Consider the following 24,716-nt stretch of genomic DNA (forward strand, 5'->3'; position numbering starts at 1 on the left):
CAAAGGCGACCGCAATCTGAATATGGGCTTCAATCAGCGATGACCGCCGATATTGGCTTCCGCCCGCGTCTCGCCGACCGACATGGCCTTGGCGAAGGGGACAATCTGCCAAAGGGCCGACAGGCCGACCAGAACGTAAACGATCGTGGCAAGCGCCGTATCCTGACCGCCGAACAGGGTGGCGACGAGGTCGAAATTGGCCAGCCCGACGAGCAGCCAGTTGACGCCGCCGACGATGACGAGCAGCAGTGTGATGAGGTTGAGTGCGCGCATGATGTTCTCTCCTTGGCTGTTGTGAAGAGCTAACAGTTTCAATTGCAATTGGTTCCGGTGTCCTGCTTCTCGCCCAATGGGACTGCGGGCGGTTGATGCCCTCATGCTGATGTGCCCGCGTGAAGGGCGGGCCTCGAAGCATCCTGCGCTGATGGCCTCGCCCTTCGAGGCCGACGAGGTCGGGCACTTCAGGGTGAGGGAAAACTAATGCCCGAGCTTCGCCGCCTGTCGGGATCGCTCCCTCCGGGCGGGTTGAAACTTGCCCTCGGGTCAAATCCGAGGGAGCGTAGGACGGCTTACTTTGGCGTGCAGGTCATACCATTGCGTTGCGCGTTGCTGATGCAATCGCTTTTGTTGACGTAGCTCTCGGCCGATGCGCCCACAATTCTGCCGTTTGGTGCCGTCCGTCGCCACCGCCAACCATCGCTCTTATAGATCTCCCAGGTATCACCATTTCGGTCCTTGCAGCTTTCCATTATGTCCTCCCTCCGAAAGCAGCCTTGATACCTATCGGAAGCCTCTTTCCTTCGCCACGAACCAGGTGCAATCTCTGGTGGCTTCGAGGGGCTCGAATGACACATCGCGAGGTTCCACAGCATCACCGCCGTTTTGCCCGCACCATGCGGGCGGATGCCACTTGGGCCGAGAACCGGCTCTGGCAGGTGCTGCGGACAAAACAGCTCGGCTGCTTCAAGTTCCGGCGGCAGGTGCCGTTTGATGGTTACATTCTTGATTTCGTCTGCTTCGAGGCAAGAGTGATCATTGAGGTAGATGGACATCAGCATGCCGAGAGTGAGCGCGATGCCCAGCGGGATGCTTGGTTTCGCTCCCAGGGCTTTCGGGTGCTGCGGGTCTGGAACGGCGAGGTCCAGGACAATCTCGATGGCGTCTGCAGTTTCATTCTGGCGGAGTTGCGGAACTGCGGCGAATGAGGCGAATGAGGCGGCCCTATCTCCCCCCTTGCGGGGGAGAAAGCGATTTCGATGAATTAGTCGTGGCGCAAGCCACGGCTAAACATCTGAAATCGCGAGAGAGGGGCTTGGTCAGGTATTCGCCAACGGAACTCTGCCCCTCTCCAGGATAATCTGAAGTTTAGGCCGCTTGCGCTGGCCTAAGCCTTCGATTTTCCGTCCTCCCCCGCATGGGGGGATGGGGTGCCCAAAACCACTTCGGCCCGAGGTTTCCCCCGGGCCGAAATCTCGATCAAATGTCATCCTCAGCTGCACCCGCTCGTGGCACCGCAAGTATCGCACTTCTCGCAAGTCCCATTCCGCACCATCGTGAAGTTCTGGCATTCCGAGCACATGTTGCCCGTATAGCCCTGCGCGATCGAGCGCATGCGGCGCGATGCCTCGAGCTTCTTGGCTTCGGCCTTGGCGGCGGCGGCGTCTTCGGCGCTGGCGTCGGAGAACAGGCTTTCGGCTGCGATCTCCTCGGCCAGTTCCACCGACCGTTCCTCGTAGTCGCGCTTGAAGGACACGACTTCAGAGGTGGCAACGGCCGTCGTCACTTCCAGCTTGCGGGCAGTGGCGCCCGAAGACGAGAAGGCGGTGACGGTGGCCGAGGCCTTGGCGGGGGCGGCGGTTGCTGCACCCTTGGGTTCGGCGCCTGACGCTGCCGGCATGTGGCTTGAGACGAGCGTCGGCTTGTAACCGCGGGTCAGGCCCTTGGAGACGACGTCGGCCTTGCCTTCCTTCATGCCGCGGCCGAGCGCCGTGGTGGTGAAGTCCGAGGTATCGACATGCGCGAGGTCGTGGCGGCCGAGATAGGAGATCGCCAGTTCGCGGAAGACGTAGTCGAGGATCGATGTCGCATTCTTGATCGCGTCGTTACCGGTGACCATGCCGGCCGGCTCGAACTTGGTGAAGGTGAAGGCGTCGACATATTCCTCGAGCGGCACGCCATACTGCAGGCCGAGCGAGACGGAGATGGCGAAGTTGTTGATGAAGGCGCGAAGGGCCGAGCCTTCCTTGTTCATGTCGAGGAAGATTTCGCCAAGACGGCCGTCGTCATATTCGCCGGTGCGCAGGAAGATGGTGTGACCACCGATCTTGGCCTTCTGGGTGTAACCCTTGCGGCGGGTCGGCAGCTTTTCCTGCTCGCGCACGACACGATCGACGATGCGCTCGACGATGCGTTCCGTGATCGTGACGGCCTGGGCCGCCATCGGCTGCTGGAGCAGTTCGTCGACGCCGTCCTCATCATCCTCGTCCTCGATCAGCGAGGCGTTGAGCGGCTGGGAGAGCTTCGAGCCATCGCGGTAGAGCGCGTTGGCTTTCAGCGCCAGCTTCCAGGACAGCATGTAGGCGGCGCCGCAATCTTCGACGGTCGCTTCATTCGGCATGTTGATCGTCTTGGAGATCGCACCCGAGATGAACGGCTGGGCCGCTGCCATCATGCGGATGTGGGATTCAACCGACAGATAACGCTTGCCGATCTTGCCGCAGGGGTTGGCGCAATCGAAGACCGGCAGATGTTCGGCCTTGAGGAAGGGTGCGCCTTCCAGCGTCATCGCACCGCAAACGTGGATGTTGGCGGCTTCGATGTCCTTCTTCGAGAAGCCCATGTGGTCGAGCAGGTTGAAGCTCATGTCGGCGAGCTGCTCGTCGGAAACCTTCAGGGTGTCCTTCAGGAAGTCGGCGCCGAGCGTCCACTGGTTGAAGACGAACTTGATGTCGAAGGCAGCCTTCAGCGCGCCGTTGACGGCTTCGATCTTCTCGTCGGTGAAGCCCTTGGCCTTGAGCGAGGACGGGTTGATGCCCGGCGCCTGGTTCAGGTTGCCATGGCCGACGGCATAGGCGTCGATCTCGGCGATCTGGCTTTCCGAATAGCCGAGCGAGCGCAGCGCTTCCGGAACGGCAGCGTTGATGATCTTGAAGTAACCGCCACCGGCGAGCTTCTTGAACTTGACGAGCGCGAAGTCGGGCTCGATGCCGGTCGTGTCGCAGTCCATGACGAGACCGATCGTGCCGGTCGGCGCGATGACCGAGACCTGGGCATTGCGGTAGCCATGCTTTTCGCCGAGCTCGAGCGCCTTGTCCCAGGCAGCCGTCGCATGGGCGACCAGGGCCGGATCCGTGCACTCGGCATGGACCAGCGGGACCGGATTGACGGAGAGGCCTTCATAGCCGTCCGCCAGACCATGGGCGGCGCGGCGATGGTTGCGGATCACGCGCAGCATGTTGTCGCGGTTCGGTGCAAAGCCCGGGAAGGGGCCAAGTTCCGAAGCGATTTCGGCTGACGTCGCATAGGACACGCCGGTCATGATGGCGGTCAGCGCGCCGGCGATGGCGCGGCCTTCGGCCGAGTCATACGGAATGCCGGAGGACATCAGCAGGCCGCCGATATTGGCGTAGCCGAGGCCGAGCGTGCGGTATTCATAGGAGCGTTCGGCGATCTGGCGCGACGGGAACTGCGCCATCATCACGGAGACTTCGAGAACGACGGTCCACAGACGAACGGCATGTTCGTAGTCGGCGATGTCGATCTTCTTGGTCTTCTGATCCTTGAAGCGGAGCAGGTTCAGCGAAGCCAGGTTGCAGGCCGTGTCGTCGAGGAACATGTATTCCGAGCACGGGTTCGACGCGCGGATCGGGCCCGCTGCCGGCGAGGTGTGCCAGTCGTTCATCGTCGTGTTGAAGTGCAGGCCCGGGTCAGCGGATGCCCAGGCGGCATAGGAGATCTTGTCCCAGAGGTCTCGGGCCTTCAGCGTCTTCATCACCTTGCCGTCCTTACGGGCGGTCAGGTTCCAGTCGCCATCGTTTTCGACGGCGCGCAGGAAGTCGTCCTTCAGGGAGACCGAGTTGTTGGAGTTCTGGCCGGAGACCGTGAGATAGGCTTCCGAATCCCAGTCGGTGTCATAGGTCTTGAAGTCGAGATCCTTGTAGCCCTGCTGGGCGAACTGGATGACGCGCTTGATGTAGTTTTCCGGAACCTGGTCCTTCTTCGCGGCCTTGATTTCGCGCTTGAGGGCAGGGTTCTCGTTCGGGTCGAAGCAGGCGCCGTTGTCGGCCTCGCAGTTGACGCAGGCCTTCATGATCGCCTTCAGATGCTTGGCGACGATCTTGGAGCCGGTGACGAGGGCGGCAACCTTCTGCTCTTCCTTCACCTTCCAGTCGATATAGGCTTCGATATCCGGATGGTCGATGTCGACGACGACCATCTTGGCCGCACGACGGGTGGTGCCGCCGGACTTGATGGCGCCGGCCGCCCGGTCGCCGATCTTCAGGAAGGACATGAGGCCCGACGAACGGCCGCCGCCCGAAAGCTTTTCGCCTTCGCCGCGCAGATAGGAGAAGTTGGAGCCGGTGCCGGAGCCATACTTGAAGAGACGGGCTTCACGGACCCAGAGATCCATGATGCCGCCTTCGTTGACCAGGTCATCTTCGACGGACTGGATGAAGCAGGCATGCGGCTGCGGATGTTCATAGGCCGACTTGGACTTTACCAGCTTGCCGGTGAAGGGGTCGACATAGAAATGGCCCTGGCCGGGGCCGTCGATGCCATAGGCCCAGTGCAGGCCGGTGTTGAACCACTGCGGAGAATTCGGTGCGACGCGCTGGGTGGCGAGCATATAGGCGAGCTCGTCCTTGAAGGCGGCCGCGTCTTCTTCGGAGGAGAAATACTTGCCCTTCCAGCCCCAATAGGCCCAGGTGCCGGCCAGGCGATCGAAGACCTGGCGTGCATCGGTTTCCGAGCCGTAGCGCTCGTTCTCGGGCAGAGCAGCGAGTGCCTTTTCGTCGGCGACCGAGCGCCACAGGAAGGAGGGAACGTCGTTTTCCTCAACCTTCTTCAGGATCTTCGGCACGCCCGCCTTGCGGAAATATTTCTGGGCGAGAATGTCGGCCGCCACCTGGCTGAACTGGGCGGGGACGTCGATGTCGGCAAGACGAAATACGATTGAGCCGTCGGGATTCTTGATTTCGCTGATGGCCTTGCGGAACTCGATCTCCGCGTAAGCGGACTGTCCCGGTTTGGTGAAGCGACGTTCAATGCGCATCTGCCTGTGTCCCTCGATCTTGGGCGCCGGAAATTCGGCGCGATAAAACATGTCGTCTGCACGCCGAACCGCGCAGCCGTTCACTTGTTCGTCCGTCAGGTGATTCATCCGGAGATGATGACCCTGTATATGGTAGAGATGGTGGCTGCAAACACTAAATATAGTACTAACAGTTTATTGCCGCCAGATCTGAAACCCCCGCCCGGCGGTCAAAAATCGCACAAATTTCCTGGCGCGGAAGGCGTCGTCAGAACGCCGTTCCACTTGCAAGAAAGCCGCTACAATGTTTGATGAAACCCGGCCTCGTTCATGCCCGGTCCAGTCGCCGCCGCAACAGGATCCATTAACATCGTCCCGACTGATTCCGTCAAGGGGTGGTCTGTGAAGGAAATGTTAACGCTATATGTTGTGGTGTTACATTGTGGATAACGGGCAAAAGAGCGAAGTCACGGGAATGAAAGGGCTTTCTCGGTCGATGTGACGCATGCCGCTGCGGATGTCTCTCCGTCAACCAGATGTCACGGGCTATATTTCGTCCCGAAATGACCCGTCTGAGCGAACGGCGCCCCGGATTTGAGGGCTTTCGCGAAAGACCGCGCCTGTTGCTCAAAAACCTGGGGATGACCCGCGCCAAGAATCAGTGCCTTGACATGCGAAATCGGCGACCGCGTCGCGCCTTCCCGGGGCCACCTAAAAATCATATGCGTCTTTCCTGTATTTCGTAGCAACGAAATCGCAACATGTCCCACGTATTGAGGGAGGCATACGTATGGAATGAGCTCCATGCCCGGCCGGTCAGGGCCGCCTGCCAGGATGGCGGGTTCGCACGGAGTGAAATTTCCATGAGTATTGCCAATCTTTCCATTCTGAAGAAGGTCAGCCTTGTCGTCGTCCTGATGGGCGTGGCGGCCGCTGCCATCGCGGCCGTGGGCGCGAGCGGTCTGTCCTCGCTGGGCGCGGCCCTCAAGGATACCGGCGCCCGCGAGGAGGTGGCACGCGAGGCCATGGACCTGCGCGTCGACATCATCGCCATTTCGCGCATGACCTACCAGCTGGCGCTGGCGCCCGAGAAGGCCGCCGACTTTGCCGCCGAGACCGACAAGCGTGCCGCTGAAATGCTGGCACGCCTGCCGAAGATCGCGACCACTGCGAGCCCGGCCGAAGCCCAGATCCTCGAACGCACCAAGCAGGCGCTCGACGCCTACTTCAACCAGATCCGCGCCATGGTGGCCGTCGCCGCCACGCCGGCTGGTCAGGATCTCGCCGTCATGAAGGCCGAGCTCGCCAAGGCCCTTGAGGCGCAGAAGACAGTGACTGCTGTCGTCAAGGAATATTCGACCTCGTCGGCCGAGAGCCTGACGGGTTCGCGTGAAAACGCGCTGGCCGCCTCCGGCTTCACCATGCTGGTCCAGGTCGTGACCGCTGCCGTCTGCATTCTCGCAGGCGTCGCGATCAGCTTCCTTCTCGCCCGCCGCGGCATCGTCAACCCGATCCGCAGCCTGACCGCCGTCATGACGGAAATGGCCTCCGGCAAGCTTGGCAGCAGCATTCCGGGCACCGAGCGCAAGGACGAAATCGGCGAAATGGCCCGCGCTCTCGAAGTCTTCCGCACGAACGAAGAGCAGATGCGTGCGATGGAAGCCCAAGAAGCGGCACTGCACGCCCAGAGCAAGGATCTGCAGACCTCGATCAGCGGCATTGTTGCCGCTGCCGCTGCCGGCGACTTCTCCAAGCGCATTGGCAAGACCTATGAGGATGCGGACCTGCAGCGCTTCGCCGCCTCGGTCAACGAGCTGGTCGAAAGCGTCGATCGTGGCGTGACCGAAGTGCGCCGCGTCATTGCAGCGCTTGCCGATGCCGACCTCACGCATGACATGCAGGGCCAGTTCCAGGGCGCCTTTGCCGAACTGCAGGGCAACGTGAACCAGACCATGGCCGTGCTGCGCCAGACCATGCAGAACATCCTGAATGCCGCTGGCACCATCACCGGCAATTCCGGCGAACTGTCCTCGGCCGCCAACCAGCTCGCCCGCCGCACCGAGCAGCAGGCCGCTTCGCTGGAAGAGACCGCCGCAGCGCTGGAAGAAATCACCACAACGGTCAAGACCTCGACCCAGCGCGCCAAGGAAGCCTCGCATATGGTCGACGAGACCAAGTCGAGCGCTGGCAAGTCGGGCGACATCGTCCGCAACGCGATCGACGCCATGGGCCGCATCGAGCAGTCCTCGCAGAAGATCAGCCAGATCATCTCCGTGATCGACGAAATCGCCTTCCAGACCAACCTCTTGGCGCTGAATGCCGGCGTCGAAGCTGCGCGCGCCGGTGAAGCCGGTCGTGGTTTCGCCGTCGTCGCACAGGAGGTTCGCGAACTGGCTCAGCGCTCGGCCAATGCCGCGAAGGAGATCAAGACCCTGATCAACACCTCAGCCGAGGAAGTGAAGGGCGGCGTGTCGCTCGTTCTGTCCACCGGCGAGGCGCTGAAGGAGATCGAATCGCTGGTCAACCGCGTCAACGATCACGTCGTGACGATCGCCCGTGCCGCCGAAGAGCAGTCGGCAGCCCTCGGCGAGATCAACACCTCGGTCAACCACATGGACCAGATGACCCAGCAGAACGCCGCCATGGTCGAAGAGACGACGGCCGCCAGCCAGGTTCTCGCCGGCGAAGCCCGCCAGCTGCAGGCGCAGCTTGCCCGCTTCAAGCTGGAAGGTGGCGCATCGGCCGGCTCGGCAGGCTATCGCACGGCCGCCTGAGGAAGTTCGGAAAATCGCTAATTCGCGAACAAGAGAAGCGCCACAGCGATGTGGCGCTTCTTTCGTTTGTGTGATGGAACGGGCAGTCTTGGCATGCATTGAGGCCTGCATCGCGCACTGGCGCTGGCCCTGAGGCGAGACATCGGAATGAAGGAGACGGGATCATGCATCTGTTGCTGTTGGGCGCCACCGGACTTGTCGGCAGTCATGTCCTCAATCTGGCGCTCGCCGACCCACGCGTGTCGACGGTGACCGCCCCGACCCGCCGGCCGTTGCCGGAGCGACCAAGCCTTTCGGCGCCGATCGTCGATTTCGATGATCTTCCCGAGGACCCGTCGATCTGGTCCGCCGATGCCGTGATCTGTGCTCTCGGCACCACGCTGAAAACGGCCGGATCACGCGAGCGCTTCCGTCAGGTCGACCACTACTATCCTCTGGAAATTGCACGGCTTGCAAAAGCTCACGGTGCACGGGCCTTCGTTCTCAACTCTGCGAAGGGGGCCGACGTGAAGTCGCTCTTTTTCTACAGTCGGGTCAAGGGTGAGACGGAGCGTGATATCCTGCAGCTCGGCTTCGATCGAGCCGTGCTGGTCCGCCCCGGGCTTATCGATGGCCCGCGCCAGGAGCCACGGCCGATGGAGCAGTGGGCGGGCAGGGTGCTTTCAATGCTGAATCCGATCCTGCCGTCGTCTCTGAAGGCGAACCCGCCGGAAGCCATTGCCCGCGCCATGCTGGATGCCGCCGTGTCGGCGGCACCGGGGGTGACCATCGTGCCATCGCAGGATCTGCTGTAGTGGCAGGTGACGGCATCGACGGTCGTCCTCATGAGTCAGTTCGCACGGCCGATAGGTAGCTGACGGCGCAGGTCGCCGGCCTCGGGCGCATTGATGCGCCGGTAACGCGCCTCGACGAAATTGTAGAGACCGAAGGCGCCAAGACCGAGCGCGACGACGCCATAGACCACGCTGCCGAAGGGGAGCTGACGGACCCAGGCCAGTGCCTCTGCGGTGCCGCCAGCCTGTTCTGGATTGACCGTGAAGGCCGCATAGACAAAGAAGCCGCCGACGATCGCAAAGACGACGCCGCGGGCGACGAGACCGTAGATGGAGATGAGCACAGCCGGCGAATTGCTGTTGGCATCGAGGTCCAGATATTTACCGAAGCCGCGACGCAGGCCCTTGATGGACGTCACCACGCCACCAGCCACGAAGCCGAGACCGGTCAGCCCGGCGAGATAGCGCCCGAATGGCTGTGACATGATCCAGGCGGCAAGCCCCGCTTCGCCGCCCGACCCGCTGTTCGACCCGTAGGCAAGTGCGAGCGTCAGAGCGGTCATGGCGAGACCGGCATAGGTGATCGCGCTGCCGAACATCGCGCCACGAATAATGTAGCCCTTGGCGTTTTCGTCATGGCCATCGGCATTGGCCAATGCCTGAGCAAGCCGCCAGACCACGAAGCCGGCGAGCCCCAGACCGATCAGCCCGATCCAGATCCGCCCGAACGGCTGCTGCAGGATGGTTTCGAGAGCCGATTGCGTGTCGGCCTCACCGCCGGCGATGCCTGAAAACAGAGCGAGCCCCGCAATCATCAGAAAAACGATACCCCGCGCGCCATAACCGGCCCGTGCCATCAGATGAAATTTCGACCGCGTATTCATGAAAAGCCTCTCCTTCTGTGCGGATGAAACGGAGCAGGGGAGACAGGGTTCCCTCCAGGGCTATCGGACCGGTCCGGGGACAGCATCGGAACCGAAGCCATGGCGGTGGGTTACCCGCTGAGGTAACGAGACGGGAGGATTTTATGGTGACGGAGCCAAGCGAAAACGGCCAAGGCACTGAGGTGCGACGGTCCACCGAATATTCCGCGCAGTCAGACAGTGGCGCAAAACCCGGATTTGCGCTCTCCGCCTGGTCGCTCATCGTCGGCGGTTGCTTTCTCCTCTTGGTTCTCGGCTGGCTATTTTTCCTCTGAGAAACATGCGCGTAGACCATCATTAAACCACATGGTTGACAATTGACGGGTGATCGTCGATATTCAACCGCATGGTTGATATTTCACACAATTCTTTGGACATGATCTTTCACGCGCTGGGCGATGAGACGCGTCGGCGCATGCTGGCGGCCCTTTCGCAAGGAGAAAGGAGCGTCGGCGAACTGGCCGAGCCTTTCTCTATGTCGCTCGCCGCCGCCTCCAAACACATCAAGGTCCTCGAAGCCGCAGGCCTCATCCGCCGCGAGATCCGAGGCCGTACCCATCTCTGCCGATTGGATCCGGGACCGCTTGCCGGTGCCCACCAGTGGCTGAGCGCCTACGAGCACTTCTGGACCGGCCGGCTGGATGTCCTCGAACGGCTCCTCCGAGCGGAGGATGCCGCATTTCCCCGACAGAAACCTGATGGAGAATGACGATGACGGAAAGACTGGACGTAAATCCTTATGGCCGAGTGACCGAGCCCGCAACGCTGGTGATCGAGCGCCTGTTGCCGGGACCCGCTTCGAGGATCTGGTCATATCTGACCGATGGCGAGATGCGGCGCAAATGGCTCGCCGCAGGCAGCATGGAGGAGAAGGCGGGTTCGACCTTCGAACTGGTGTGGCGCAACGAGGAGCTGACGGACCCGCCAGGCGCTCGGCCGGAAGGCTTCAGCGAGGAGATGCGCATGACAAGCCGCGTGCTCGAGGTGCAGAGGAACAAGCGGCTCGTGTTCACCTGGGGCGAGAGCGGTGAGGTCGCCTTCGATCTGAAGGCGGACGGGGATGAGGTGCTGCTGACCATCACCCATCGCCGCATTTCCGATCGTGCCAATCTGCTCATGGTCGGTGCCGGCTGGCACATGCATCTCGACATTCTCGGTGCCCATCTGGACGGCCAGCGGGCGGAGCCCTTCTGGGACGGCTGGCTCAAACTCAAGGACGAATACGATCGCCGCCTGCCGGCCTGATCGCGGAAGTTTTTGTGACCGAATCGAAAGCCCTCCGCTTGTCTGGCGGAGGGCCTTTTCGTTTTTCAGAGCCCAATGAGTGGATTAGGGCTGAGCGGGAGCCGGCGTTGCAGGCGTCGCGTCCTGGACAGCACCTTCCGGTCCGGTCGCGGGGACATCCGTTTGGGGCGGTGTCGGAGGCGCGAGCGTGCCGTCGCCAGCATTGGCCGGCGTATCCGGGGTTGGTGCTACCGCCGGATCTTCGGAGGTCGGCGGCGTTGCGGCGTCCGGGGCAGGGGCCGCAGGCGCAGGCGTTTCCGTTGCGGGCGTGCCCTCGGCCGGTGCGGTTGCTGGCGCTGCGCCTTCGACGGCTTCAGCGGCACTGGCCTGTTCCTCCGCGACCGGGGAACCCGGCGGCATTTCGTCCGTGCCGAGCGGTTCGGCAAGCGCCGTCGCATTCTGGGCCGCTACCCGCCAGACTGTATTGCCGGCATCGTCGGCAACCAGCAGGGCGCCGGTGCCGTCGAAGCCGAGGCCGACGGGTCGACCGCGGGCTTCTTCGTCAGGATTGAGGAAGCCGGTCACCACGTCGCGGGCTTCACCCGACGGCATGCCGTTCTCGAAGGGCACGTAGAGCACCTTGTAGCCATTGAACTGGTCGCGGTTCCAGCTGCCGCGATTGCCGACAAAGGCGCCATTCGCATACTCCTCGGGCATGGCCATGCCCAAGGAGAAGGCGAGACCGAGGGCGGCCACATGGCTCGACAGCGCATAATCCGGCTTGATCGCCTGCTCGACCATGTCAGGCCGCGGCGGGTGCAGGCGCGGATCGACATGCTGGCCGAAATAGCTCCACGGCCAGCCATAGAAGCCGCGGTCCTGCACCGAGGTCATGTAGTCGGGTACGAGATTGGGGCCGAGCTCGTCGCGTTCGTTGACGACGGTCCAGAGCGCGCCGCTCTCGGGGTTGATCGTCAGGCCGTTTGGGTTGCGCAGGCCAGACGCATAGACGCGCGAGGCACCGGTTTCCCGGTCGATCTGCCAGATCGCGGCGCGGCCCTTTTCGGCCTCCAGACCGCGTTCGCCGGCATTCGAGTTCGAGCCGACCGAGGCGTAGAGGAAGCGGCTGTCGGGGCTCAGCGCCAGGTCCTTGGTCCAGTGATGGTTGATCGGGCCGCCCGGCAGCGGCGTCAGGACGCGCGGCGGCGTGGTGATCTCGTTCTGCCCGAGCTGATAGTCATAGGCGAGGACCGCATCGGCGGCCGCGACATAGAGGGTATCGTCGGCAAAGGCGAGACCGAAGGGGGAGTTGAGATCGGTGAGCAGATCATGCCGCTCGTCCACGGTGCCGTCACGGTCCGTGTCGCGCAGCAGCGTGATGAGATTGGTGGGCTTGTCGTTACCGCCGCTGCCGGCCGCAAACGCCATGATGAAATCACGAATAACGTCTTTGGGCCGCTCCACCGGCTTGCCGGGTGGGGCCTTGCTTTGCACCACAAGCACGTCGCCGTTCGGAAGCGTGTGCACGGTACGCGGATTGGCAAGATCGCGGGCGTATGCGGTGATGGTGAAGCCTTCCAGTACGTCGGGGGTCTCGTTTTCCCCCCATCCAACGACTTCCGCGACCTTGAGGTCAGGCAGCAGGGACTGGCGGGGCTCCGGCAGGACCGGGTCGGGGCCGATCTGGCTGGTGATGTCGAAATTGCCGTTGTCGTCGCTGCAGCCGGCAAGCGCCAGCACAAGAACGGCGGTCGAGGCGAGGGCGGCGTGACGGAGCGTCAGGGTAGAGCGGGTCATGGCGTTCTCCAGGCGTCGGCGCTGCGCTGTTCGGCGGTGAGGTAGACACAGGCGATCATGGCAATGACGGTGATCAGGGATGTGGCAAGGCCATAGGGCACAATGGCCGTCCAGCCGTCGCCGGCATGGATGAAGCTGTTGATGAAGGCGAGCACCAGAACCGCGAGATAGGCGATGACCGCCGGCCAGCCGGGGCGAATAGCACGCGTGGCGGGACGGGCGAGATCGATCAGACCTGCGAGAATGGACAAGGCTCCGAAGATCAGGCCGAAGAACAACAGCCAGTCGGAAAAATTGCTCCACATCAGATGCGAGGTTCGCCAGTAGAGGATGTCAGTGATCAGCGTCAGCGTGAAGCAGACGAAAGGAAATGGGACGAACAGCGCCGACACCGGGTAGGCGTTCGATGCTGTCGGCGGCGAGTGAAGGGTGGCCATCAGTTGCTCTCTACCGTTGGGAGTGGAACATGAGAGCCATACGGCCGAGCGGCCGAATTGTTCCGTCCCATCACCAGCCGTGCGCAATAAGCGAGGCGGCTAGCCGAGAAGTCGGAGTGTAGGAGCGTTTTTGCCGGCCAAGAAAAAACCCGCCTGCGGGTGACAGGCGGGTTTGATGATGGCGGTGGGGCTTGGATCAGCCCTTCGAGCCCTTGGCGATCGGCTCCTGATAGGTGAAGCCCATGTCCCATGGGAAATAGATCCAGGTATCCTGGGAGACTTCGGTGACGAAGGTGTCGATGGTCGGCACGCCCTTCGGCTTGGCGTAGACGCAGGCGAAATGCGCCTTCGGCATCATCTCGCGCACTTCAAGCGCCGTCTTGCCGGTATCGGTCAGATCGTCGACCACGAGCACGCCTTCGCCGCCATTGACCATCAGTTCGGCGGTGATGCCCTTCAGCAGGTTCATTTCGCCCTGGTTGACATAGTCATGATAGGAGGCGACGCAGACCGTCTCGATCAGGCGGATGTTGAGCTCGCGCGAGATGATCGCCGCCGGTACCAGGCCGCCGCGGGTGATGCAGACGATGGCGCGGAATTCCTGACCAAGACCGGCAAGGCGCCAGGCGAGTGCGCGCGCGTCGCGGTGGAACTGATCCCAGGAAACGGGAAAGGCTTTATCGGGGAGAGACATGCACGGGGCTCCGCTGGCTGGATGATATCGTCCGCGCCGGATTGCGGCGCCGTCGACCGGATCCTTTCAGGCGGGCCGCTTTGCACGGGTCCCGAAACGCGTTTCGCGCGGCAGATACCGCGCGAACCTCGTCCCCTCAAAGGGTTCCAGTCTTTGGCCGTTGCTATTAGCGGGAATCCGAAGCCTCTGGCAAGGCCTCGCGTTCCCGCCCGATTAGTCGATCAATCAGCGCGACAGAAGCGTCAGTGCCGTCATCGAATCGAGCAGCGTGCGGGTGACGCCGCCGAACAGCATTTCCCACCAGCGTTTGTTGCCATAGGCGCCCATGACCAGGAGATCGATGGAGCTGTCCGACAGGCGGTTCTCGATGGCGATTGCCGGGTCGAGACCGGTCTTTTCCGACGCCGTGACGGTCACCTTGATCCCGTGGCGGGCAAGCGAAGCGGCGAGCTCGGCGCCGGCGATTGCGCCGGTCTGGGTGGAGGTGTCGGGGGCGTCGACGGTGAAGATCTCGACCTCTTCGGCCGCCATCAGGAAGGGCAGGGCATCGAAGGTGGCGCGGGCCGCCTCACGCGAGCCGTTCCAGGCGACGAGCACCCGGCGGATCGGTTTCGGTGCCTTCAGGATATGCGGGATGAGCAGCACCGGCCGTCCGCTTTCGAACAGGAAGCTCTCGAGTTCGGAACGGGTTTCGGACAGCATGCCCGCCTCGCCCTGAGCGGCGATCACGAGATCGGCGCTGCGCGCGCTGTCGATCAGGGCGGCGGAATTGAAGCCGGAGGATGTGACGAAGCTTCGCCATTCATGGGAGAAGCCTTCGCGCCTGCCGATGTCGCGGAAGATGCGCTCCACGCTTTCCGTCTCCTGATGCGCCATGTCCTGCAGCGCCTGGACGGTCGCGGGGTCCGGGATTTCCATCGGCGCGACCAGCGGCACCATGGCCACGGCCTCCGCATGGGCGCCGATCACATGTGATTGAAACTGGTTGGCAATGGCGACGGCAAAATCCGTTACCTGTTGCGTGGTTTTCGGTGTGTCCAATATGGCAAGAAGTGTGCGGTAACCCATGGTCGTCTCCTCTTGCGGCCCTTATCCAGCGTCCGCATGAGATAACTATGTGTTCCATCCGAGGGTTCCGCCTTGACCTCGGTCAAGTCGGGAGGGGTTTGAGACGCAGAGGATCCCGCGCTCAGGCGACCTCGCCGGTGCCGAGATCGCGGGTGGCGGCTGCATCCTTTTCGTTCCGGATCGCATCGATCATCGCCTCGACATCGGCCGCTGCCGCATCGACAACCGCCTGATTGCGCGCCCGGACGATCAGCTCGGTCGAGAAGCGCCGGCCGTCGAAATGCGGATAGGAGCCGATCGAGGTTTCCGGATGGGCCTTCTGGATGGCACCGAGTGCCGTGCCGATATCGCCTTCACCGAAGGGGCAGGCGATCGAGCGCGACAGCACCCGCTGGCCGGCCGGAAGCGTCTCGATCACATGCGCCATCATCGCCTGGAAGACCTGCGGCACACCGGCCATGACATGCACATTGCCGATAATGAAGCCGGGCGCGGTCGAGACCGGGTTCGGGATATGGCGGCTGCCCTCCGGTATGCGGGCCATGCGCTGTCGGGCCTCGGTGAATTCGAGACCTCGGCCGGCATACATGTCGCCGAGCAGCTTCATGGCGTCGGGATCGTGAAGGCACGGCACACCGAAGGCTTTCGATACCGAATCCGCCGTGATGTCGTCATGGGTCGGGCCGATGCCGCCTGACGTGAACACATAGGTGTATTTCGACCTGAGCGCGTTGAGGGCTTCCACGATTGCGTCCTCTTCGTCAGCGACGATGCGCACCTCCTTCAGATCTATGCCGGCAACCGTCAGCAGGTCGGCGAGATGGCCGATATTCTTGTCCTTGGTGCGGCCCGACAGGAGTTCGTCGCCGATGGCGAGCATCGCGGCGGTCTGGATCGTGGAGGTCATGGATTGGGTCCTTGGGATGGGCAGGCTGGGAGACACGTTACCGTTTTATGTCCGTGAAGAGAAGTAAAGGCACTCATTGATTGAACACTGCGTTCCTACGGCCGCGACTGGTCGCCACCGTGGAATGCGCTACATCTCGCTCATCCAACAGCGCGGCGGGGCCGCAGTTTCAAAGGGAGATACGACATGGCCAAGGTACTGGTTCTCTACTATTCCGCTTACGGTCACATCGAAACCATGGCCTATGCCGTGGCCGAAGGCGCAAAGTCCGCTGGCGCCGACGTGACCGTGAAGCGCGTTCCGGAACTGGTGCCGGAAGATGTCGCCAAGGCTTCCTACTACAAGATGGACCAGCAGGCTCCGATCGCCGACCCGTCCGAGCTCGACCAGTACGACGCGATCATCGTCGGCGCCGGCACCCGTTATGGCACGGTCGCCTCGCAGATGCGCAATTTCTGGGATCAGACCGGCGGCCTCTGGGCCCAGGGCAAGCTGACCGGCAAGCTCGGCTCGATGTTCACCTCGACCGCGACCCAGCACGGCGGCCAGGAAACCACGATCATGGGCTTCATCCCGACCTTCCTGCATCACGGCATGGTCTATGCCGGTCTGCCTTACGCCTTCCAGGGTCAGATGGGTGTGAGCGAAGTCATGGGCAACTCGCCCTACGGCGCCTCCACGATCACGGCCGGCGACGGTTCGCGCCAGCCCTCCGAGATCGAGCTCGAAGGTGCGCGCTACCAGGGCGCCCATGTCGCCAAGCTGGCTGCCAAGCTCGCTTGATAACTGGAATTGACGATCGTCAAAAGGCGGGGCGCAAGCTCCGCCTTTTTTCGTTTCTGCGACAGCTGTGCTGCCCGATCGTTAAAATGCGACCGGTCGATTGAAGCCTTTGTTGAGCGCTTCTGTGCATTCTTACGGTTGTAAGGCCTGAAAGGATGCATGCCCATGGAACAGCCAGATCGTCGTCGTCAGCCCCGCCTTCGGGCGCTTAAAGCCGGCCGCGCCATTCTCCCCGGCGGCCATTCCACCTTCGACTGCATGATTCGCAATCTCTCGCCGCTCGGCGCCAAGGTGAGCTTCGAATCGACCGCCGACATTCCCCCTCAATTCCGCCTGCGCCTCGAGGACGGCACGACCCATGACTGCGCGGTCAAATGGCGCAGCCCCCGCGAGATCGGCGTCGAATTCCTCGATGCACTGGCAAGCTGAGTGATCGATGACACGGGGCGGGCCACAGCATTGGCCCGCCACCCTTGACGCGTCCGCCGAAGTGATCGAAACAGGGCCCGCGCGGACGTGGCGAAACTGGTAGACGCAAGAGACTTAAAATCTCTCGGCCTTAGGTCATGCGGGTTCGATCCCCGCCGTCCGCACCAATATTGCTATTTCTTATTTGACTGTTAGCGCTGACCCGTTCCCTTCGGGGCAGGTCTTTGATGTCGTACATCTCTTTGCATTCAATGCGCCAAATTTGTGCAGATCCATTTTTGACGAAAGTTTGAGCATTTTCCGCTTTGCGGGTTCCGCGTTTCCTGCTTTGATGCGCCCATCAAAAACAAGGGGAGCTCAAATCCATGATCACAAGACGTCTCTTTTCGGCCTCGGTTGTTGCGGCGGGTCTGCTTGCCGGCGTGACGCTGCCGGTCGGTCAGGCGCATGCCGAGACGGCCATCAAGTTCACGCTCGACTGGAAGTTCGAGGGCCCAGCCGCCGGCTTCCTGCTGGCGCAGGACAAGGGATATTTCGCAGCGGAAGGCCTCAATGTGATGATCGATTCGGGCAATGGCTCGGTCGAGGCGATCCCGCGCGTGGCAACCGGCGCCTATCAGATGGGCTTCGGCGACATCAACTCGGTGATCAAGTTCCTGGATGAGGATCCGTCCCAGAAGGTCAAGGCCGTGATGATGGTCTATGACAAGCCGGTCTTCTCGGTCGTCGGCCGCAAGTCGCTCGGCGTGACCGAAGATCCAAAGTCGCTCGAAGGCAAGAAGCTCGGCGCCCCGCCGCCGGATGGCGCGTTTGCGCAGTGGCCGGCCTTCAAGCAGGCCGCCGGAATCGACGACAGCGGCATCACCATCGAATCGATCGGCTTTCCCGTTCGCGAGCCGATGCTCGCCAAGGGCGATGTCGATGCCGTCTTCGGCTTTGCCTTCTCGGTCATCCTGAACCTCAAGGCGCAAGGCATTCCGGCCGACGACATCGCGACCATTCTGATGGCCGATAACGGTCTGAACCTCTATGGCAACAGCGTGCTGGTGAACTCCGACTTCGCTGCCGAAAATCCCGAAGCTGTGAAAGGCTTCCTGAAGGCGCTCGCCAAGGGCTTTGCCGATGCCGTTGCCAATCCGGAAGAGGGGGCAGCCGCCGTCTTGAAGCGCAATGAGACTTTGAACGCCGACATCGAGAAGGAACGTCTCGAGATGGCCAATGCCATGAACATCAAGACGCCTTATGTCGTCGAAAACGGCATGGGCAGCGTCGACATGGCGCGCCTTTCCGCCTCGATCGAGACGCTCAAGGTCTCCATGGGCCTGAAGGGCAATGTCACGGCCGAGCAGGTCTTCGACGGAAGCTTCCTGCCGGCCAAGGAAGAGCGGATGCTGCCTTGATGGTCTGACCCTCCCCTTGAGGGGGAGGGTCGAACCGCAGGTTCGGGGTGGGGTGACCTTTCGCGAGATCACCCCACTCCTGCTTCGCAGCGACCTCACCCTCAAGGGGAGGTTGGGTAATGCAATATTGACCGGAGCCCCGATGTCCCACCTCGTTTCCATCGACAATGTCGACATGCGCTATGGCGGCGCCGACGGAACGCTGGCCGTGTCCGGCCTCACCATGCGCGTCGACAAGGGCGAATTCTCAGCCGTCGTCGGCCCGTCCGGCTGTGGCAAGTCGACCCTGATGAAGCTCGTGACCGGGCTGCATATCCCGCAATCCGGCGTCGTCATCGTCGCCGGCCAGCAGGTGACCAAGCCGGTGTCGATCGTCGGCATGGCCTTCCAGAACCCGACCATGTTGCCCTGGCGCACTACGCTCGAAAACATCCTGCTGCCGCTTGAGATCGTCGAAAGGCATCGCCATCGCCTTCGAGCCAACAAGAAGGAATATGTCGAAAAGGCCGAGAACCTGCTTGAGATCGTCGGCCTGAAGGGCGTCGGCTCGAAATTCCCCTGGCAGCTGTCGGGCGGCATGCAGCAGCGCGCCAATCTCTGCCGCGCCCTGATCCACGAACCCGAACTCCTGATGCTCGACGAGCCCTTCGGCGCGCTGGATGCCTTCACCCGCGAGGAGCTTTGGTGCGTCATCCGCGACCTGCATGCGGCCCAGGGCGTGACCATCGTGCTTGTGACCCATGACCTGCGCGAGGCAGTCTTCCTCGCCGACCGGATTTTTGTGATGAGTGCCAGACCCGGCAAGGTAGTCAAGGAACACACAGTGCCCTTCGCGCGACCAAGGGACCTGGAACTGATGTACGAGACCGAGTTCAACGACATGGTGCATGTGCTACACGGCGAGATCGCAAAGGCGAGGGTGGCAGCATGACGATGACGATCGAGACAGCCCCGACCCGGCCGGTGGTCAAGCCACTGATGCAGCGTATCAACTGGGTGCGGGCCGCGCCCTTCCTCTACACGCTGGCGCTCTTTGCCGTTTGGGAACTGACGGTGATCGCGCTCGACATGCCGCCGACCATCCTGCCGGCGCCATCAAGGGTCTTCGAGGCGGTGGTGCAATACTGGTCGCCGATCTGGAAGAATTCGCTGCAGACGCTCTACACAACGACGCTCGGCTTCCTGATTGCCGTCGTCGCCGGACTGGCGCTCGGCCTCTTCATCGGCTGGTCGAAGACCATCTATGCCGGGCTCTACCCCTTGATGATTGGCTTCAACGCCATTCCCAAGGTGGCGCTGGTGCCGATCCTCGTCATCTGGTTTGGCATCGGCACGGTACCGGCTGTGCTGACCGCCTTTCTGATCTCCTTCTTCCCGATTGTCGTGAATGTGGCAACGGGCCTCGCGACCATCGAGCCGGAAACCGAGGACGTGCTGCGGGCCTTGGGTGCGAAGAAGCTCGACATCATGTTGAAAGTCGGCATTCCTCGCTCGATGCCCTATTTCTTCGGCTCCCTGAAGATTGCGATCACGCTCGCCTTCGTCGGCTCTGTTGTCTCGGAGACGGTGGCCTCGAATTACGGCCTCGGCAACATGATGAGCTCGGCCCAGAGCCAGTTCAACGTGCCCCTGGTTTTTGCCGGGCTTCTGGCGCTCGCGGTCGAAGGCATCGCCATGTATGCGCTAATGGCCTGGCTCGAAAAGCGCATGACCGGCTGGGCGCACCGCTCGACCATGGCGAATTGATCCGACACACTGAACGCCCGATATGGGCGTTCAGCTCTTGTCTTTCAGCGTGAAGGGCAGTTCGAAGGGCGTCGAGCGCTCGGCGATCACATCGTTCACTGTATAGCGCAGCACATAGGCGCCGGGCTTGGCGCCATCCACGTCGAGCGTCAGATGGGTGTAGATCTCGATCGCATCCGAATGGCCGGTAAATGTGAAATTGCCGAATTCCTTCTGCAGTGCCAGCGTCTTGCCCTTGTCGTCGGTGAGTTCAAGGTCGACCGTGAAGCGGGATTCCCGCTGGTTGTCGGGCGCCGGGCGCCATTTGAGACCGGCCACCTCGACATAGGTGATGAGCTTCTCGCCGGTGACGAAGACCGGCTCCGCTTTTGCGGTATAGGCCCTGTAGGCCTTCGGGACTTCCGTGATGAAGACGGCGCGGGGGACCGTGAGCGGCAGGCTCTGGCTGAAGGCTGCAAGCCCCGAACGCATCGCCTCGAAGGCACCCTTTGCATCGTTTTGTGCCGCAAGCTTCTCCGCCTCGATCGCCGCGTCGAGAAGCGGGCCGGCCGTGACCGGTGCCGCAGAAAGAAGTGCGCCGACAATGGTGACGGCAAGGCCGCGGGCAGGGGCTTGGTATTTCAGAAACACGTGATTCTCCGGCTTTGATTCAGCCGGAGTGTGGGAAGAACCAAGCCCGGGCGTCAAGCGCGGAGCGGTTCTCTGCGATCACGTTGGCCTGATGCTCACGAGCGCCAGAAAATAGGCACCAGCAGCACCATGACGGTCAGCACTTCGAGACGGCCGAGCAGCATGGCAAGCGACAGGATGTAGAGTTCCGGATCGTGCATCGTGGCGAAGTTGCCGGCCGGGCCGATCAGCGACCCGATGCCGGGGCCGACATTCGAGAGCGCCGTGATCACGGCGGACGAGGCGGTGGCGAAATCGTAGCCGGCCAGCGCCATGGCAAGGCTGCCCATCACCCAGATGAAGATATAGGCGCTGAAGAACAGGAACACGGCGCGCTGCGTATCGGCATCGACGATCTGGTTGCCGTAGCGGACGGAATAGACGGCATTCGGGTAGATGAGCCGCTTCAGGCCAGTGACGATGATGTTGAAAATGATGACGAAACGGTAGGCCTTGATGCCGCCGGCGGTTGAGCCGGAGCAGCCGCCCATGAAGGTGGCAAAGAAAGCGGCTGCGACCGCAAACGGCCCCCACATCGTGTAGTCCTCGCTGGCATAGCCTGTCGTCGACAGGATCGATGCGAAATTGAAGAGGGAATGCGAGAGTGCCAGCGGCAGGTCCACGCCGTTGCGCAGATGGTTGTAGAGCGCGGCAGAGATGGCAAAGGCGGTGAGATAGCCAAGAAAGACGAGAATCTGCGGATCGCGCAGGGCGTCGAGGCGCCCTTTGATGAAGAAGACGATCAGGATCGAGAAGGGCAGGCTGCAGACCGTCATGAAGAAGGTTGCGATCCCGCGAAGCGCATAGCTGTCGAAATAACCGAAGGAGGCGTCATGGGTGGAGAAGCCACCGGTGGCGATCGTTGTCAGGGCATGGTTGAGCGCATCGAAATGGCTCATGCCGAAGACATCGTATGCGATCATGCAGATCAGGGTGATCGCGACATAGATGGCGACGAAGGCACTGGTAAAGGTGGCGATGCGTGCGAACGGCTTGTCTGCGATGTCGGAGGATTCCATCTTGAAGAAGGAGACCCCGCCCACTCTTAGAAACGGCAGCACGAACAGGCCGAGCGCCACGATCCCGATCCCGCCCAGCCATTGCAGCAGCGAGCGCCAGACGAGGAGACCGGGCGCCATGTCGTCCAGTCCGGAAAGAACGGTCGAGCCCGTCGTGGTGATGGCTGAAACCGATTCGAACAGGGCCTGGGCAAAGGTGAGGTCGAGCTGAGAGAAATAGATCGGGATCGCACCGACCAGCGAAAAGGTAGCCCAGAGCACGTTGACGAGGAGAAAGCCCATGCGCTTGGAGAAGGCTGGCGGCGGCCCGCGAGTTGCCATGGCTGCCGTGACCGACAGACCGCCAACCATGGCTGCAGACACCGTAAAGACAGACCAGTGGGGATCGCCATAATAGAGGTCCACCATGGCCGGGATCAGCATGGCCGTCGACAGATAGAGCCCGCACAGGGCTGCGATATAGACGACGGAGCGGAGCAGATTGGTATTCAAGGAATGACTTCCGTCTGTTGCAACGCAAAGAGGCTTTGTCTCTGCCCGATGTCTATGCCATAGCGGGGCTCTGTCCAAAATTCAACGGAGGCTGACGTGACCCCCGATCAGGTCGACCAAGCGCTGGAAGCCATGCGCGGGCTTTTCCCCGAGACGCCGCTGCAGCTCAACGAGCATTTGAGCGCCCGTTACGGCGCCAATGTCTATCTGAAGCGCGAGGACCTGACGCCTGTTCGCTCCTACAAGATCCGGGGCGCCTTCAACTTTTTCCGCAAGATCGTCGCCGACAGCCCCTCCGGCACCACCTTTGTCTGCGCCTCCGCTGGCAATCATGCCCAGGGATTCGCCTATGTCTGCCGCCATTTCGGCGTGCAGGGCGTGGTCTTCATGCCGGTGACGACGCCGCAGCAGAAGATCGACAAGACCCGCATCTTCGGCGGCGAATTCATCACCATTCGCCTGATCGGCGATATCTTCGATCAGTGCTATCAGGCGGCCCGCGAACATGTCGAAGCGATCGGCGGCTATATGGTGCCGCCCTTCGACCATCCCGATATCATCGAGGGCCAGGCGACGGTAGCGGCTGAAGTGATGCAGCAGCTGCCGGAAGGCGTGACGCCTGATCTCGTCATCATGCCGGTCGGCGGCGGCGGGCTCTCGTCGGGCATGACCGGCTATATGGCCGGCAAGGTTTCGCCCGAGGCGATGATCTTCTGCGAACCCCAGGGCGCACCGAGCCTGAAGAAGAGCCTTGAAGCCGGCAAGGTCATCACGCTGCCCAAGGTCGACAATTTCGTCGATGGGGCAGCCGTCGCCCGGATCGGCGACCATAATTTCGGAGCGCTGAAGGCCTTCCGCCCCGACCAGGTGCTGATCGTACCGGAAAACGCGATCTGCGTGACCATGACCGACATGCTGAATGTCGAGGGCGTGGTGCTGGAACCAGCAGGGGCGCTGGCACTGGCGGCCCTGGATCTTCTGCCGCGAGTCGCCTTGAGCGGTCGAACGATCGTCGCCGTCGTCTCCGGCGGCAATTTCGATTTCGAGCGTCTGCCGGACGTCAAGGAACGCGCCATGCGTTACGCCGGCTTGAAGAAATACTTCATCCTGCGCCTGCCGCAGCGTCCAGGTGCGCTGCGTGACTTCCTCAATCTGCTCGGGCCCGAAGACGATATTGCCCGCTTCGAGTACCTCAAGAAGTCGGCGCGCAACTTCGGTTCTATCCTGATCGGCATCGAGACGGGCAAGCGCGAGAACTTCGCAGAGCTCTTCGACCGTTTCGATCAGGCAGGTCTCGGCTTCGAGGACATTACCGAAAACGAGATCCTCGCCAACCTCATCATCTGATACCTTGGCCAGCGAGCCAGTCCAGGATGATCTTCGCGATCGGCTCCGTGGTCTCGGGCGAATAGGTGTCGCCGGCAATCACATGATTGTTGGCGTCGCCGGTCGGACCCGGGTCGACGAGCCTGTGATCAGCGCCCCAGCGCGCTGCAACCGCCGCCGTCCGATCCGGCCTGACAACCTTGTCCTCGGCCGATTGAAGGAAGAGGGCGGGGACGCGGATATCTTGCACCGGCGTGTGGTTTGCCAGCCGGACCGATTGCGCCATGGGAACGAGCGCGGCCACCGGGTAATTAGTTGTCCAGTTGTGTGCGTTGAGCGGGCTGATCGGTTCAAAGCCCGTGCGCTCGCCGATGATCAGGCTGGCCAGTTGCGCGCCGAACGGGCCTGTCAGCAGGAAGCTTCCGGAAGCCTGTACGCCATAATTGGGTGAGAGGAACACAGAAGCCGCGATCTTGTCCGCAAGGGTAGGGCGACCGAGCGCCCAGGTGACGAGCGAGGCACCGGTGGAAGTCGAGATAACGACGATGCGATCGCCCAGGCGGGCACCGATGGCAAGTGCTTCGCCGACATCCGTCGCCCAGTCATCGATCGTCGCGAGGCCCAAGGCGTCGGGATCGTCGAGGCCATGACCGGTAAGCCGGGTGAGAAAGAGATTGGCGCCGAGCGCTTGTGCCACGAGGTCGGGCAGGGGGCGAACCTCGGCGGACGAGGCGGAAAAGCCGTGCACATAGACCACAGACACCGGCGCCTTCGCTTTGCGGATTGGGTCCGCCCAGACGATCTGCTTGGCAAGCCCTTCCCGGATTTTGCCGGCCGCTGTCTCGCCATCTGCGATCAGGGCTTCAAGCGAATCGAGCGGCGTGTCCGCACCTGTCTTTGCCTCCCGTTCGAGCGCGAGCACCGGTGGTCTGAGATAGAGAAAGACGATAGCCGCGATGCTGAGAAAAACGAGTGCAAGCAACAAGCCCATGACGATCCGCATC

General features: G+C 62.1%; 23 protein-coding genes and 1 tRNA gene. 13 read left to right on the top strand and 11 right to left on the bottom strand.

Annotation, left to right across the window (positions count from 1 at the left end):
- Positions 1-33: 33 nt before the first annotated feature.
- Positions 34-273, bottom strand: coding sequence for a DUF378 domain-containing protein (locus tag ACQKP1_RS08780; RefSeq protein WP_203015454.1), 240 nt, complete (start codon positions 271-273; stop codon positions 34-36).
- Positions 274-845: 572 nt separating this feature from the next.
- Here ACQKP1_RS08780 and ACQKP1_RS08785 point away from each other — a divergent pair.
- Positions 846-1,205 (top strand): endonuclease domain-containing protein, encoded by a 360-nt coding sequence (locus ACQKP1_RS08785; protein WP_427274953.1) that lies wholly within the window; start codon positions 846-848, stop codon positions 1,203-1,205.
- 284 nt (positions 1,206-1,489) lie between these two features.
- Here ACQKP1_RS08785 and ACQKP1_RS08790 read toward each other — a convergent pair whose 3' ends face one another.
- The gene (locus ACQKP1_RS08790) at positions 1,490-5,272 is read right to left on the bottom strand and encodes a vitamin B12-dependent ribonucleotide reductase (protein WP_427274954.1); all 3,783 of its coding nucleotides are present in this window, start codon (positions 5,270-5,272) and stop codon (positions 1,490-1,492) included.
- 6 nt (positions 5,273-5,278) lie between these two features.
- Between ACQKP1_RS08790 and ACQKP1_RS08795 the strand changes: the two genes are divergently transcribed.
- The 3 genes from ACQKP1_RS08795 to ACQKP1_RS08805 all read left to right on the top strand — a co-directional run bounded on the left by ACQKP1_RS08795 (position 5,279) and on the right by ACQKP1_RS08805 (position 8,819).
- Positions 5,279-5,563 carry a hypothetical protein gene (locus ACQKP1_RS08795; protein WP_427274955.1) on the top strand — a complete coding sequence of 95 codons (285 nt, stop codon included), beginning with the start codon at positions 5,279-5,281 and terminating at the stop codon, positions 5,561-5,563.
- Positions 5,564-6,114: 551 nt separating this feature from the next.
- Positions 6,115-8,025 carry a methyl-accepting chemotaxis protein gene (locus ACQKP1_RS08800; protein ID WP_427274956.1) on the top strand — a complete coding sequence of 637 codons (1,911 nt, stop codon included), beginning with the start codon at positions 6,115-6,117 and terminating at the stop codon, positions 8,023-8,025.
- Positions 8,026-8,189: 164 nt separating this feature from the next.
- The gene (locus tag ACQKP1_RS08805; RefSeq protein WP_427274957.1) at positions 8,190-8,819 is read left to right on the top strand and encodes an NAD-dependent epimerase/dehydratase family protein; all 630 of its coding nucleotides are present in this window, start codon (positions 8,190-8,192) and stop codon (positions 8,817-8,819) included.
- Between the two features lie 35 nt (positions 8,820-8,854).
- Here the strand turns inward: ACQKP1_RS08805 and ACQKP1_RS08810 are convergent, their stop codons facing one another.
- Complete coding sequence (locus tag ACQKP1_RS08810) at positions 8,855-9,682, bottom strand: DUF1206 domain-containing protein (RefSeq protein ID WP_203015480.1); 828 nt, start codon at positions 9,680-9,682, stop codon at positions 8,855-8,857.
- Between the two features lie 385 nt (positions 9,683-10,067).
- On the opposite strand from ACQKP1_RS08810, the gene ACQKP1_RS08815 reads away from it, so the two are divergent.
- Positions 10,068-10,430 carry an ArsR/SmtB family transcription factor gene (locus tag ACQKP1_RS08815; RefSeq protein WP_203015482.1) on the top strand — a complete coding sequence of 121 codons (363 nt, stop codon included), beginning with the start codon at positions 10,068-10,070 and terminating at the stop codon, positions 10,428-10,430.
- A 2-nt stretch (positions 10,431-10,432) separates the two neighbouring features.
- Complete coding sequence (locus tag ACQKP1_RS08820; protein ID WP_427274958.1) at positions 10,433-10,966, top strand: SRPBCC family protein; 534 nt, start codon at positions 10,433-10,435, stop codon at positions 10,964-10,966.
- Between the two features lie 84 nt (positions 10,967-11,050).
- On the opposite strand, the gene ACQKP1_RS08825 is transcribed toward ACQKP1_RS08820, so the two are convergent.
- The 5 genes from ACQKP1_RS08825 to ACQKP1_RS08845 all read right to left on the bottom strand — a co-directional run bounded on the left by ACQKP1_RS08825 (position 11,051) and on the right by ACQKP1_RS08845 (position 15,848).
- Positions 11,051-12,742, bottom strand: coding sequence for a PQQ-dependent sugar dehydrogenase (locus tag ACQKP1_RS08825; protein ID WP_427274959.1), 1,692 nt, complete (start codon positions 12,740-12,742; stop codon positions 11,051-11,053).
- The gene (locus ACQKP1_RS08830) at positions 12,739-13,179 is read right to left on the bottom strand and encodes a DUF2231 domain-containing protein (protein WP_427274960.1); all 441 of its coding nucleotides are present in this window, start codon (positions 13,177-13,179) and stop codon (positions 12,739-12,741) included. The genes ACQKP1_RS08825 and ACQKP1_RS08830 overlap by 4 nt, the downstream gene beginning before the upstream one ends.
- A gap of 196 nt (positions 13,180-13,375) precedes the next feature.
- Positions 13,376-13,873, bottom strand: coding sequence for a xanthine phosphoribosyltransferase (gene gpt, locus ACQKP1_RS08835; RefSeq protein ID WP_203015492.1), 498 nt, complete (start codon positions 13,871-13,873; stop codon positions 13,376-13,378).
- A 225-nt stretch (positions 13,874-14,098) separates the two neighbouring features.
- Entirely contained in the window at positions 14,099-14,941 is an 843-nt protein-coding gene (locus ACQKP1_RS08840) for a universal stress protein (RefSeq protein WP_427274961.1), read from the bottom strand.
- Positions 14,942-15,062: 121 nt separating this feature from the next.
- Positions 15,063-15,848 (bottom strand): competence/damage-inducible protein A, encoded by a 786-nt coding sequence (locus tag ACQKP1_RS08845; protein WP_427274962.1) that lies wholly within the window; start codon positions 15,846-15,848, stop codon positions 15,063-15,065.
- Between the two features lie 186 nt (positions 15,849-16,034).
- On the opposite strand from ACQKP1_RS08845, the gene wrbA reads away from it, so the two are divergent.
- From wrbA to ACQKP1_RS08875, 6 genes are all read left to right on the top strand, one after another.
- Positions 16,035-16,631 carry an NAD(P)H:quinone oxidoreductase gene (gene wrbA, locus ACQKP1_RS08850; protein WP_006728622.1) on the top strand — a complete coding sequence of 199 codons (597 nt, stop codon included), beginning with the start codon at positions 16,035-16,037 and terminating at the stop codon, positions 16,629-16,631.
- Positions 16,632-16,796: 165 nt separating this feature from the next.
- Positions 16,797-17,060 (top strand): PilZ domain-containing protein, encoded by a 264-nt coding sequence (locus ACQKP1_RS08855; protein ID WP_006728621.1) that lies wholly within the window; start codon positions 16,797-16,799, stop codon positions 17,058-17,060.
- 81 nt (positions 17,061-17,141) lie between these two features.
- Positions 17,142-17,227, top strand: a tRNA-Leu gene (locus ACQKP1_RS08860).
- A 198-nt stretch (positions 17,228-17,425) separates the two neighbouring features.
- Positions 17,426-18,460, top strand: a complete 1,035-nt coding sequence (locus ACQKP1_RS08865) for an ABC transporter substrate-binding protein (protein WP_427274963.1) — start codon at positions 17,426-17,428, stop codon at positions 18,458-18,460.
- Positions 18,461-18,602: 142 nt separating this feature from the next.
- Positions 18,603-19,391, top strand: a complete 789-nt coding sequence (locus ACQKP1_RS08870) for an ABC transporter ATP-binding protein (protein ID WP_427274964.1) — start codon at positions 18,603-18,605, stop codon at positions 19,389-19,391.
- On the top strand, positions 19,388-20,206 hold the full coding sequence (locus tag ACQKP1_RS08875; RefSeq protein WP_427274965.1) for an ABC transporter permease: 819 nt from the start codon (positions 19,388-19,390) through the stop codon (positions 20,204-20,206). Before ACQKP1_RS08870 ends, ACQKP1_RS08875 begins: the two co-directional genes overlap by 4 nt.
- 30 nt (positions 20,207-20,236) lie before the next feature.
- Here the strand turns inward: ACQKP1_RS08875 and ACQKP1_RS08880 are convergent, their stop codons facing one another.
- Both ACQKP1_RS08880 and ACQKP1_RS08885 read right to left on the bottom strand, forming a co-directional pair.
- Positions 20,237-20,836, bottom strand: coding sequence for a hypothetical protein (locus tag ACQKP1_RS08880; protein WP_427274966.1), 600 nt, complete (start codon positions 20,834-20,836; stop codon positions 20,237-20,239).
- A 95-nt stretch (positions 20,837-20,931) separates the two neighbouring features.
- Positions 20,932-22,386 carry a TrkH family potassium uptake protein gene (locus ACQKP1_RS08885; protein WP_427274967.1) on the bottom strand — a complete coding sequence of 485 codons (1,455 nt, stop codon included), beginning with the start codon at positions 22,384-22,386 and terminating at the stop codon, positions 20,932-20,934.
- Between the two features lie 132 nt (positions 22,387-22,518).
- Here ACQKP1_RS08885 and ilvA point away from each other — a divergent pair, with 132 nt between their 5' ends.
- Positions 22,519-23,733 carry a threonine ammonia-lyase gene (ilvA, locus tag ACQKP1_RS08890; RefSeq protein WP_425958084.1) on the top strand — a complete coding sequence of 405 codons (1,215 nt, stop codon included), beginning with the start codon at positions 22,519-22,521 and terminating at the stop codon, positions 23,731-23,733.
- Here the strand turns inward: ilvA and ACQKP1_RS08895 are convergent.
- Complete coding sequence (locus ACQKP1_RS08895) at positions 23,726-24,715, bottom strand: alpha/beta hydrolase (protein WP_427274968.1); 990 nt, start codon at positions 24,713-24,715, stop codon at positions 23,726-23,728. The genes ilvA and ACQKP1_RS08895 overlap by 8 nt on opposite strands.
- Position 24,716 lies beyond the last annotated feature (1 nt).

This window comes from Allorhizobium sp. NPDC080224 (genome assembly GCF_050281005.1).
GTDB lineage: Bacteria > Pseudomonadota > Alphaproteobacteria > Rhizobiales > Rhizobiaceae > Allorhizobium.